Annotated in this window: 9 protein-coding genes; 1 reads left to right on the forward strand and 8 read right to left on the reverse strand. The window is 67.2% G+C overall.

Going from position 1 to position 11182, the window contains the following annotated elements; translation table 11 throughout:
• Window positions 1-20: 20 nt before the first annotated feature.
• The 6 genes from M3C25_RS12495 to M3C25_RS12520 all read right to left on the reverse strand — a co-directional run bounded on the left by M3C25_RS12495 (window position 21) and on the right by M3C25_RS12520 (window position 6736).
• Complete coding sequence (locus M3C25_RS12495; RefSeq protein ID WP_170273372.1) at window positions 21-617, reverse strand: CG0192-related protein; 597 nt, start codon at window positions 615-617, stop codon at window positions 21-23.
• Window positions 618-665: 48 nt separating this feature from the next.
• Window positions 666-1451, reverse strand: coding sequence for an FAD-dependent thymidylate synthase (gene thyX / locus M3C25_RS12500; protein ID WP_259857060.1), 786 nt, complete (start codon window positions 1449-1451; stop codon window positions 666-668).
• 37 nt (window positions 1452-1488) lie between these two features.
• Window positions 1489-2556 (reverse strand): lipoate-protein ligase small subunit, encoded by a 1068-nt coding sequence (lplB, locus tag M3C25_RS12505; protein WP_259857062.1) that lies wholly within the window; start codon window positions 2554-2556, stop codon window positions 1489-1491.
• Window positions 2557-2694: 138 nt separating this feature from the next.
• The gene (locus M3C25_RS12510) at window positions 2695-4092 is read right to left on the reverse strand and encodes an MFS transporter (protein WP_259857064.1); all 1398 of its coding nucleotides are present in this window, start codon (window positions 4090-4092) and stop codon (window positions 2695-2697) included.
• A gap of 392 nt (window positions 4093-4484) precedes the next feature.
• On the reverse strand, window positions 4485-5582 hold the full coding sequence (locus M3C25_RS12515; protein WP_170273369.1) for a branched-chain amino acid aminotransferase: 1098 nt from the start codon (window positions 5580-5582) through the stop codon (window positions 4485-4487).
• Window positions 5583-5692: 110 nt separating this feature from the next.
• The gene (locus M3C25_RS12520) at window positions 5693-6736 is read right to left on the reverse strand and encodes a 3-isopropylmalate dehydrogenase (RefSeq protein WP_170273368.1); all 1044 of its coding nucleotides are present in this window, start codon (window positions 6734-6736) and stop codon (window positions 5693-5695) included.
• Window positions 6737-6867: 131 nt separating this feature from the next.
• On the opposite strand from M3C25_RS12520, the gene M3C25_RS12525 reads away from it, so the two are divergent.
• Entirely contained in the window at window positions 6868-7719 is an 852-nt protein-coding gene (locus M3C25_RS12525) for an HpcH/HpaI aldolase/citrate lyase family protein (RefSeq protein ID WP_259800345.1), read from the forward strand.
• Between the two features lie 254 nt (window positions 7720-7973).
• Here M3C25_RS12525 and serA read toward each other — a convergent pair whose 3' ends face one another.
• Both serA and M3C25_RS12535 read right to left on the reverse strand, forming a co-directional pair.
• Window positions 7974-9566, reverse strand: coding sequence for a phosphoglycerate dehydrogenase (serA, locus tag M3C25_RS12530; protein ID WP_259857066.1), 1593 nt, complete (start codon window positions 9564-9566; stop codon window positions 7974-7976).
• 238 nt (window positions 9567-9804) lie between these two features.
• On the reverse strand, window positions 9805-11094 hold the full coding sequence (locus M3C25_RS12535; RefSeq protein ID WP_259857068.1) for a GNAT family N-acetyltransferase: 1290 nt from the start codon (window positions 11092-11094) through the stop codon (window positions 9805-9807).
• Between the last annotated feature and the right edge of the window lie 88 nt (window positions 11095-11182).

The raw sequence follows: 11182 nt of genomic DNA on the forward strand, positions 1-11182 counted from the left end.
CTCAGTTCAATTAATTATCCTCAGACCAGACGCATGAGCTCGACCGGCTCGGGCTGCCCGTCCCACGTCGCCATGAGCATGCCGGGGCCGGTCTCGGCACCGGCGAGCTGATCGGCTTCCAGGAGACGGGTGACGTTGAGGTCGGCTTCCTCGACGGCCTTGATTGCGGCATCCCAGCCGGTGCCGCGGGCGTCGGCGATGTCAGTGCGCGGACCGGGGTTGTCGCCGTCGACGATGATCTCCTCAGCCGAGGTGTCCGCCTCGGCGATGGTGCGGCGGGCCTGCTCGACGAACACCGGGTCGGCCACGGCGTCGTAGACCCAGCGTTTACCGAGCACCGAATGTTCCATCGTTGTGATGAGCGCGTCCTCGGCGCCCTCAAGCGGGGCACCCCGGTACGTGACGGGCACCTGGTAGATCGGCCCATCGGCATCGTCGGCGGCGCGCACGAGGTGCATCTCGATGCCGACCTCGCCGGCCGGATCGTCGAACCGGTAGCTCGTCACGACCTCCAGCGGCACCTCGGCGTCGAGGCCGGACCACTCCTGGCTCGGCAGCCAGGTCTGGACGAGTTCGAGCTTGCCGGGTGAGAGTTGTGCATCGTATAGCTGTGCCATGGCGGCTCCTTATCCCAGGTCAGAAGGTGGTCAGCACATCGGAATCGGTCAGGCCTTGCGGGTGCCGGGCAGCCAGGCTCCGTCTTCGATAGAGTAGTCAGCGAAGATCGCCGGCGCCTCGGCCTGCATGATCTCAGCGATCTTGCCGAACACCAGCCGGATCTCCTCCTCGGCACCAGGAGCGGTGCGCATCTCGATGACGTGGCGCAGGGAGCGCAGGTTCGCCGTGTAGACGATGCCGGTGCCCAGTCCCTCAGGGGCGAAGCGGCGCATGAAGGAGGTCATGTGCTTCTTGTGCGCGAACTTCGTGCCCTCCTCATCGAGCTTGAAATGCTCGCTCATCCACTTCTGGTGCTCTTCGAGCGTGTCGAGAACGGCCAGGCAGCGTTCCATCAGCTCCTCGTCTTCGCGCGCCCACTCAGGGAACCAGAACGGGATCTCCTCCAGGCGCACATAGCGCAACGACTCCTGCGAGTACGCGCAGCCGGCGCGGTGCCGGATGAGCTCGTGCGTGAGGACGCGGGAGACGTTGTGCAGCACGAAGGTGTAGTTGGCGTGTTCGAGGACCGACCCGTGCTGAGAGGAGATGACGTTGCCGAGGTACTGGGCCGAGTCCGTGCGCACGCGCCCGACGTTCGGGTTGAGTCCCGGCTCCCAGGAGCGGTAGCACATGCGTCCGGAGAACTCGACGAGATCCTCACCGTCGGGGCTGTCAGCATCAGCCACCCGGTCGGACCAGGAGGTGCCGCCGACGTCGGCGAGGTAGGTGTTGATCGCCTCCCAGTCGATCTGGGGGCGGGCGATGAGCTCGACGGAGGGTTCGACGTGGCGCACGGTGCTCCTTTGGTGACGTGACGGGCTTGGGGTCAGTCTACGGCACCCGATGCGTCCACTTCTCGGTGCCGAACTTGGTCTGAACGAGCTCTTCGGCGCGGGCGAGTTCAGCCTCGGTGACGGTGTCGCGTTCGGCACCGTACATGCTGGTGAACGTTTCGATCATGGTCTCGATGATGTGCTCGCGGCTCGACCCGGTCTGACGCCTGAGCGGGTCGACGCGCTTCTTGGCGCTGCGCACGCCCTTGTCCGACATCTTCGCCTCGCCGATGCGCAGCACTTCGACCATCTTGTCGGCATCGATGTCGTAGCTCATCGTCGCGTGGTGCAGCACCGTTCCCGAGGTGAGGCGCCGCTGGGCGGCTCCACCGATCTTGCCGCCGGTGGAGGTGATGTCGTTGATCGGCTGGTACCAGGCGTCGACGCCTTCGCGGGCGAGCGCAGCGATGACCCAGCGGTCGAGAAACGCGTAGGACTCGGCGTAGTCGAGTCCGGCGATGAGGGTGTCGGGGACGTACATCGAGTACGTCACGCAGTTGCCTCCCTCCATGAACATCGCTCCCCCGCCGGAGATCCGCCGCACGACGTCGATGCCGTGGCGTTCGACGCCCTCGGGGCGCAGCTCGTTGACATAGGACTGAAAGGAGCCGATGACGGTGGCCTTGTCCTCCCATTCCCAGAACCGCAGGGTCGGCTGCCGGTTGCCGGCGTCGACCTCGGTGAGCAGCACTTCGTCGAGTGCGACGTTGATGCGGCTGGGCAGGACGGGGCCGTGGATGACCTTCCAGTCGAAGTCGGTGAAGTTCGCCGCCTGGGTCAGGGCCCGGCGGACGACGGTGGCGATGTCGCCGGTGGAGAAGCCGTGCAGCTGCAGGGAATCACCGAACGCGGCGAGCGCAGCATCGAGGCGGGCGACGAGTTCGTCGCGGGTGGCGGCGACCGGTGCGCCGGTCAGTGCCGGGCCGATGGAGAAGTAGGCGTCTTCGGGTTCGAGGAAGAAGTCCCCGGAGATCTTCGCGGCGGTGATCGCCTGGCCGTCGGTGTCGATGTCGGCGACGACGAGTTTGCCGCCGACGACCTTGTGCTCTGCGTGGAAGCTGCTCATACTCCCACGCTATCGCGCTTCGGCCGCCTCCTGCTGTGGTGCCGGCCACAGCCGAGACGGAACGTACCTCGGGCACGGGGCCCACGCCTCGGGCACGGGGCCCACGCCTCGGAAACGGAACCCGCGCCTCGGGACCGGTCAGCCGACCTCACGGCCAGTGGTCTCATGGGCGAAGATAGCCATGACCGTCACGGCGACGACGGCGAGCGCACCGGTGAGGACGAACGTCCAGGTCAGGCCGAGCAGCGGCCACATGATGGAGCCGAAGATCATCGGGGCGATGCCGGTGGCCACCCGGGAGGCCGAGGACGCCCAGCCGAAGCCGGAGCCACGCAGGCGGGTGGGGTAGAGCTCGGAGACGTAGGTGTACAGCGCCGGGACGGCCATCTGGATGAAGAAGCCGAAGGCGAGGATGCTGACCTTGGCGAGCAGGTTGAGCTCTGCACCGGATTGGCCCAGCGCGATGGCGAAGACGACGAGGGCCGCTGCGGCCACCAGCGAGGTGGTCCCAAGCATCCACTTGCGTCCGGTGGTCTCGATGAGCACGACAGAGACGATGACACCGAGGATGCCGATCGCGGTCATCTGGCCGGTGACGAGGAAGGCGGCCTGGTCGCCCAGACCCTGTTCGCGCAGGATCTTCGGCAGCCAGGTCAGGGCCGCGTAGTACAGCAGCAGCACGGAGACGAACAGCAGCCAGGCGGTGATGGTGACGCGGGCGGAGTAGCGCCACAGTTCGGCGATCTGGCCCGAGGCAGCCGAGAGCGATTCGCCCAGGCCCTTGCGCGGGGGCAGCGGTTCGATGGCGTCGTGACGCCATTCAGTGACCGGGCTGCCTGTGCGCTCGATGAGGCGGGTGAGCACTGCGTCGGCTTCGTCCTGGCGGCCGGCGGCCATGAGGTACTTGGGCGATTCGGGGATGAAGAGGCGCGCAAAGACGATGAGCAGGGCCGGAAGCACCATGACGAGCATGATGTGGCGCCAGTCGCCGAAGTCGAGGATCCAGGCGGAGACGAAGGCGCACAGGGTCACGCCGATCGGCCACCAGCCGTCCATCGCGGTGAGCACGCGGCCGCGGTGCTTGCGTGGCGTGAACTCGCCGACGAGGGCGTAGTCGACCGGGATCGCACCGCCCAGGCCGAAGCCGGCGAGGAAGCGGAAGGCGAGGAACAGGCCGATGTTCGGAGCGAAGGCTCCGGCGATGGTGAACAGGGAGAAGAACAGCAGGGTCAGTGTGAAAGCGCGCTTGCGGCCGATGCGGTCGGCGATGCCGCCCCACACGACGGCGCCGAGGGCCATGCCGATGAGGTTGGCGGTGGCGATCCAGGCGGCCTGGCCGATGGTGAGGTTCCAGTGGTCGGACAGCAGAGGGATGAGGAAGCCGTTGAGGGCGACGTCCCAGGCATCGAACATGAAGCCCAGGCCGCCGATGATGAAGATGGCGCCCTGCGTGTGCCACTTCCACGGCAGGGTGGCGAGGACTTCGTCAGCTGTCGGCGCCTCCGAGGCGGTGGCGCGGTCATGGGTGATCGGCATGAGGCGCATCGTACTCTTTTGCACATGTCTGAGCAAAAGGAGAGGTGGGCGAGGGGCAGGGTGGGGTGGCGGGTGGAGTGAGAGCTGGGCCCGAATGAGGCCCGGGACGCGGCCGCAGCTGCCACGCGGCGGGCTCGACCGAAAAGTTAGTAAAGCTATTCATGGTTTAGGGCCTCGAGAACATGAATAGCCTTACTGAATTTCATCAGGGACCGCGTCCGGTCATCGGGGACCGCTCGCCATCACCTAGCACGGCCCCACTGTCACCAAGGGCCGCACGCCATCAGCAGAGATTCCTCGCCGTCACCCGGGACGACTCACCATGAACAGGGACGGCCCTTAAAGCCAGACACCAGCCTCGACTCCACGAGCCTGACCAGCGAGACCTCGGCTCAGCCGTCGGCGAGCTTGTACAGCCAGCCGTTGGTGTCCTCGGCGCGGCCGTACTGGATGTCGAGCAGCGTTTTGCGCAGAGACATAGTGATCTCGCCGGGCTCCTCACCGTGGTCGATGGTGAAGTCATCGGAGACGAGCTTGCCGATCGGGGTGACGACGGCAGCGGTGCCGCAGGCGAACGCCTCAACGATCTCACCGGCGGCGTGGCGCTCGCGCCATTCGGCCACTTCGATCTTGCGCTCTTCGACACGGAGCCCCAGCTGGGGTGCGAGTTCGAGCACCGACCGGCGGGTGACGCCGTCGAGGATCGAGTCGCCGAGCTCCGGGGTGATAAGGGTGTTGTCGCTGGTGACGAGCATGAGATTCATGCCGCCGAGCTCTTCGAGGTACTTGCCCTCGGCCGCGTCGGTGAACAGCACCTGCTGGCAGCCGTTGGCCGCGGCCTCGTCACCGGCAGCCAGCGAGGCGGCGTAGTTGCCGCCGCACTTGGCGAATCCGGTGCCTCCGGCGCTGGCGCGCTTGAGGGTGCGCGACAGCCAGATCGACACCGGTTTGATGCCGCCGGGGAAGTACGGGCCGGCAGGAGAGGCGATGACGTAGTAGTCGACCTCGTGGCTGGAGCGTACGCCGAGGAATCGCTCGGAGGCGATCATGAACGGCCGCAGATACAGCGACACCTCATCGAGATCGTTCTTCGGCGCCGACGCCCAGGCGGCATCCACCGCAACGAGCTCGGACAGCGAGGCGAGGAAGTCCTCCTCGCTCAGCTGCGGCAGGGCGATCCGCTCGGCGGAGCGGGCGAGGCGGGCGGCGTTGAGCTGCGGGCGGAACGTCCAGATCGAACCGTCGGCGTGCCGGTAGGCCTTGAGACCCTCGAAGATCTCCTGTGCATAGTGCAAGACCGCCGCAGCCGGGTCGAGGATGATCGGGCCGTAGGGCTTGACGGTGTGGGCGTGCCAGCCCTGGGCGCGCGTGAAGCGGATGTGCGACAGGTGGTCGGTGAAGTGCTCGCCGAAGCCAGGCTTCTCCTTGATCGCCTCTCGCACCAGCTCCGGAGCCGGCTGCATATTCTTCAGAACCTGAAATTCAGTCATCGTCGCTTTCCGATTCGTCTGGTGCTCAACGTCGTATGGGATGAGGCACACTGTAGCGCCTCGTCTCCTAGGTTATGGCATCGCCCCGTGCCCGAGGCGGTGGCTGGGTCTCAGCCGCCGATCCGGGCGGCGATCGCGTCGCCGACCTCTGCCGTTGTCCGCTTGGCCACGCCGCGTTCGGCGAGATCGGCTTCGACGGCGGTCTGGATGGACTTCGCCACGACCTCCATGCCGAGGGTCTCGGCCATGAGGGCTGCGGAGAGGATTGCGGCGGTCGGGTCGGCGATGCCCTGCCCGGCGATATCCGGGGCCGAGCCGTGGATCGGCTCGAACAGACTCGGGGCGGTGCCTTCGACGTTGAGGTTACCGGAGGCGGCCAGGCCGATGCCGCCGGTGACGGCCGCGGCGAGGTCGGTGAGGATGTCGCCGAAGAGGTTGTCGGTGACGATGACGTCGTAGCGGCCCGGGTCGGTGACCATGTAGATGGTGCACGCATCGGTGTGCTCGTAGTTGACGGACACCTCGGGGTACTCGGCGGCGACGTGCTCGACGACCCGGCGCCACAGGTGCCCGGCGTGGACCATGACATTGTGCTTGTGGACGTAAGTGAGCTTCTTGTTCCTGGCCTGGGCCTTGGCGAATGCGAAGCGCACGGTGCGCTCGACGCCGTACCAGGTGTTGACCGAGACTTCGGTGGCGACTTCGTGAACAGTGTCCTGGCGCAGGTTGCCGCCCTGGCCGGTGTAGGAGCCCTCAGTGCCCTCGCGCACGACGAGGAAGTCGATGTCGCCGGGCTCGGCCAGCGGCGATCGGGCTCCGGCGTAGAACTTCGAGGGCCGCAGGTTGACGGCGTGTTCAAGGCCGAAGCGCATCTTGAGGATGATGCCGCGCTCGAGCACACCGGAAGGCACCGATGGGTCGCCGCAGGCGCCGAAGTAGATCGCGTCGTAGTCGCGCAGCTGGGCGAGCTCGTCATCGGTCAGCGTCTCACCGGTCTCGTGCCAGCGGCGGGCCGATGCCTCGAAGGTGGTGGTGTCGAGGGTGACGGGCTCGCCGGCGGCCTCGATCGCCCGGTTGAGGACCTTGAGGCCCTCGGGCACGACTTCGGTGCCGATTCCGTCACCGGGCATCACTGCGATCTTGTGCGTCGTCATGGGGATCCTTCCTCGCGGTAGCTCACTGCCACCCTATGAACGCGTCTCATATGACGACTTGCCGTCTTGCATCCTGAACACGGTGCGCTGGGGAAGTGACCGCCGCGCATTTGCTCCGTAGACTCACCTGCATGGCTCACTCTCTGCGCAACACGCGCGCCGCGTCCCTTCCCGCCAAGCTCAGCCGCTCCTGGCTGCTCATCAATGCCGCCAAGAAGGAGACCTTCGAAGCCGCGCAGACCTCGGAAGCCGATTCACTCATCTATGACATGGAAGCCGCCGTCCCTGCCGACAAGAAGGGCCTGGCCCGCGACAACGTCGTCGCCGCGCTGGACAACGGCATGGGCGGCTGGGTGCGTGTCAACTCGATGGGCACCCAGGAGTGGGAGGACGACCTCGCCGCCCTCAACGGCACCCCGGGCCTGCGCGGCGTCATACTGCCCAACACCGAACGCCCTGAACAGGTCACCTACACCGCTATGCGCGCCGGAGCCGGCGTGCCGGTGCTCGCGCTCATCGAGACCGCGCGCGGGATCGAGAACGCCACCCGCATCGCCGAGGCGCCGGGCACCTTCCGGCTGGCGCTGGGCACCAATGACTTCCGCAAGGACACCGGTGTCGCCGATGACCCGATCGCCTTGGCCTATGCCCGCTCCCGTCTCGTGATCGCCACCCGCGTGGGCGGGCTGCCCGGCGCGATCGACGGACCGAGCCCGGTCGGCGCCGACACCGGCCAGGTGACTGAGGACTGCTTGTGGACGATGAAGATGGGCATGACCGGCAAGCTCGTCATCGACACCGACCAGATCCACACACTCAACACCGCCTTGGCACCGAGCGAGGACGACCGCGCATGGGCGCGCAATATGCTCGCCGAGGCGGAAAGCACTGACGACATCGTCGACGGCTCCTACCTGCCCCGTCTGGCGCGTGCGAAGAAGATCGCCCAGCTGGCCGACTCCTACGGTCTCTGGAACGCCTGATCACCCCCGACGACAGGCCGGCCGCAGCCGCCGAGCCGCCGTCGAGCCAGGAGGCGATCTTCGGACGCACCAAACGCGAGGGCGCCCCGCTGCCCGGCGGAGGCGAATTCGAGGCCTCAGACTCCTCACTCCCGCTCCCCGGCACCCCGGTGCCGCACCCCACATAACGGCAGTGTGCCTCGGGCACGGCGGAGATCCGTCCCCGAGGCGCCCTGTCGCAGGTGTCCGGCAGCCGGTGACCGGCCGGCCGGGTGTCAGTCCTCTTCGAGGCAGACGGCGGTGAACTGGGAGGCGTCGACAGCACCGGCGAGGGCGTTGACGGTCTCAGTCGGGATCGCGCGGTCGACGGACATGACGGCGAGTGCCTCGTCGCCGCTGGAGCTCGGCGAAACCTGCATACCGGCGATGTTGACTTCGTTGCGGCCGAGCGCCTGACCGAACATGCCGATGATGCCCGGGCGGTCCTCATACTGGAAGATGAGCATGTGATCCGCCAGCGGCATCTCCATCTCGAACCCGTTGATGCCGGTGAGCTTCTGCACCTGCTTTGGCCCGGTCAGGGTGCCGGAGACCGAGACGCTGGAGCCGTTCGAGGTTGCAGCCGTCAGGGTGATGACGTTGCGGAAGCCCTCGACGACCTCACTGGTGCGCAGCTCAACCCCGACGCCGCGCTCCTCGGCGAGCATGGGAGCATTGACGTAGGACACCGGCACCGACACGACGTCGCGGAACAGGCCCTTGAGGGCGGCGAGCTTGAGCGCGGAGACGTCTTTGGTGGAGATCTCGCCCTGCACGCTGACGGTCAGGTGCGTGACCGAGGAGTCGGCCAGTGCGGAGGTGACGCGGCCGAGCCGCTCGACGAGCGGGATGCCCGGTCGCACGTCGGGGTCGATGGCCCCGCCTGCGACGTTGACGGCATCGGGCACGAGCTCACCGGAGAGCGCCAGGCGCACCGACTTGGCCACGGCCACACCGGCCTTCTCCTGCGCCTCGACAGTCGAGGCGCCCAAGTGGGGGGTGACGTTGACGCAGTCCTGCTCCATGAGTGCGGAGTGCTCCGGCGGTTCCGTCGCCCACACGTCGATGCCGGCGCCGGCGACCCGGCCGTCGGCGACGGCCGCGGCGAGGGCCTCTTCGTCGACGATGCCGCCGCGGGCGACGTTGACGATGCGCACGCCCGGCTTCGTCTTCTCGAACGCTTCAGCGCCGATCATGCCGATGGTCTCCGGGGTCTTGGGCATGTGCACGGTGATGAAGTCGGAGCAGGCGAACAGCTCGTCGAGCTCCATGACGGTCACGCCCATCTGCGCGGCGCGGGCCTGCGTGATGTAGGGGTCGTAGCCGACGAGTTTCATGCCGAAGGCGCGGGCGCGCTCGGCCACCAGCCCGCCGATCCGGCCGAGGCCGATGATTCCGAGAGTCTTCTCGTACAGTTCGACGCCGGTGAGCTTCGAGCGCTTCCACTCCCCTGCCTTAAGCGAGGAGTTCCCGGCGCCGAGGTTGCGGGCCGAGGCAAGGATGTGAGCCATCGTCAGCTCGGCCGCGGAGGTGATGTTCGAGGTCGGGGCGTTGACGACCATGACGCCGGCACGGGTGGCGGCGGGCACGTCGACGTTGTCGAGGCCGACGCCGGCGCGGGCGATGATCTTGAGCCTCGGTGCGGCGCTGATGGCTTCTTCGTCGAGCTGGGTGGCCGAGCGGATGAGGATCGCGTCGACGTCGGCGATGGCGGACAGCAGTTCGCTGCGGTCGGCTCCGTTGCAGTGGCGCGTCTCGAAATCGGGTCCCAGGGCGTCGATGGTCGCAGGCGACAGATTCTCGGCGATGAGCACCACAGGCTTGGTCACGTTTCCTCCTTGCAGCGGCGCCGGCTCGTAAGCGTCGCGATGTTCCAGATGAGTCAGGCAGCCGCGCCCGCGTGCGTGCGGAGCCGGCGGCGTGCGCTTCCTATCGTAGTGACCCCTTGCGAGGGCATTCGCAAGGGGTCACATGATAAGAACGGCTCCCGGTCCCGAGGCGGGGCTCACCTGGCCCGAGGCGGTGGTCACCAGCGCGGAGGCGGTTCTCACCCGTCTGCCGGGTGAGTCAGAATCCGTTGGGTCCGTATGGGGCGCGTTCGAGGGCGAAGAGCTCCCGGGCCCGCACGGCGGCGTCCTCGGTGTGCTCGGTGATCCGGCCGGCCCGGGCGAGGATGACCGGGTCGGCACCGCCGAGGTAGATCGAGCCGAGTTCGGCGACGCCAAGCTCCAGGTCGACAGCATGCGAGGCCGAGACCGCCTCGACGGTCGCAGATCCACCGGAGGCGGTGATGGAGAACGTGCCGTCGGCGAGGTTCATGTCATCGCGCACCCGGATCGTCAGCTGTCCGGCAACCGGCCACGGCCGGGCTTCGAGGGCCTTCTTGACGTCGAGGACGCGCAGCCATACGGCGTCGTGCTGGTCCTTGATCTTGACCCGGCGCGGGTTGTCGACCAGCCACGGCAGCGGCGACGTCTGGGCGGCTTCGTCGTAGACGACGCGGTCGACGAGGTCGATGGCGGCGACGAAGGCCCACAGCGACGAGTAGGCGGCGTCGGAGACGGCGATGAGGTCGATGACCTCGACGGTCGGCGGGTCGGTCTTCCAGCCCATGAACTTGTAGCTGACGTAGCCGTCGGGGTTGCCGTCCTCGTCGTAGTGCAGGGCCGCACGCACATCGCGGTCCTCTTCCCCGGTCTCGGGGTTGACGGTGCCCGAGGCCATGTCGACATAGGCCTGCTGGCGCTCGATGGCACCGGGTGAGCGCTGCATGAAGCGCTCGTAGATCTGAGGGGCGAGCTCGGTCAGCACCGAGGCCGGGCACATCTCGACGCGGCGGTCGGGTTCGCAGGCGAGTTTGAAGCCCGGGGAGGTGTCGATCTCGACAGTCGACATCCATGTCGAGGTGCCGAACCCGAAACGGGTGTAGATGCCGCCCTCGGTCACGGTCAGCGCTGCCAACGGGTAGCCGGCGGCCTTCGCTTCGGTGAGGTTGGCGGTCATGAGCGAGCGCAGCAGCCCGCGCCGGCGATGCGTCGGGCGCACCGTCACCCAGGTGATGAGGTGGGTGGGGATGAGCCGGCCGCCGCCGACGTTCATCTTCTTCTCGAAGTGCGCAAACGTCGCCACCGGGGTGTGCGGCTCATAGGCATACGGCAGGTTCTGGTCGGCGTAGACGGCCGTGAGCACCCGCTTGTCGGCGATCGTGCGGCGGGCCTTCTTGACCAGTGCCTCGTCATTGAGCTTGCGGTCATGGAACCCGGCGGTGACGATCTGCAGGTAGGCAGCGGTCTGCGCGTCGGGCACACCCTTGTCGTCGACGACGGGTTCGAAGGTTTCGAAACGGTAGTTAGTCACGACACAACACTAGCCGAACCTGGCGCCCCTGCATCCGAAAATCGGCTACCACCTCGGGCGCGGCCTCCACCTCGGGCGCGGTGACACA

Source organism: Brevibacterium luteolum (assembly GCF_025147615.1).
In the GTDB taxonomy this organism is placed as follows: Bacteria; Actinomycetota; Actinomycetes; order Actinomycetales; family Brevibacteriaceae; genus Brevibacterium; species Brevibacterium luteolum.

Excerpts from the sequence above, each read along its gene's own strand:
- M3C25_RS12495 (WP_170273372.1), bottom strand. The coding sequence starts at position 617 with ATGGCACAGCTATACGATGCACAACTCTCACCCGGCAAGCTCGAACTC.
- lplB (WP_259857062.1), bottom strand. The coding sequence starts at position 2,556 with ATGAGCAGCTTCCACGCAGAGCACAAGGTCGTCGGCGGCAAACTCGTC.
- M3C25_RS12510 (WP_259857064.1), bottom strand. The coding sequence starts at position 4,092 with ATGCCGATCACCCATGACCGCGCCACCGCCTCGGAGGCGCCGACAGCT.
- M3C25_RS12515 (WP_170273369.1), bottom strand. The coding sequence starts at position 5,582 with ATGACTGAATTTCAGGTTCTGAAGAATATGCAGCCGGCTCCGGAGCTG.
- M3C25_RS12520 (WP_170273368.1), bottom strand. The coding sequence starts at position 6,736 with ATGACGACGCACAAGATCGCAGTGATGCCCGGTGACGGAATCGGCACC.
- M3C25_RS12525 (WP_259800345.1), top strand. The coding sequence starts at position 6,868 with ATGGCTCACTCTCTGCGCAACACGCGCGCCGCGTCCCTTCCCGCCAAG.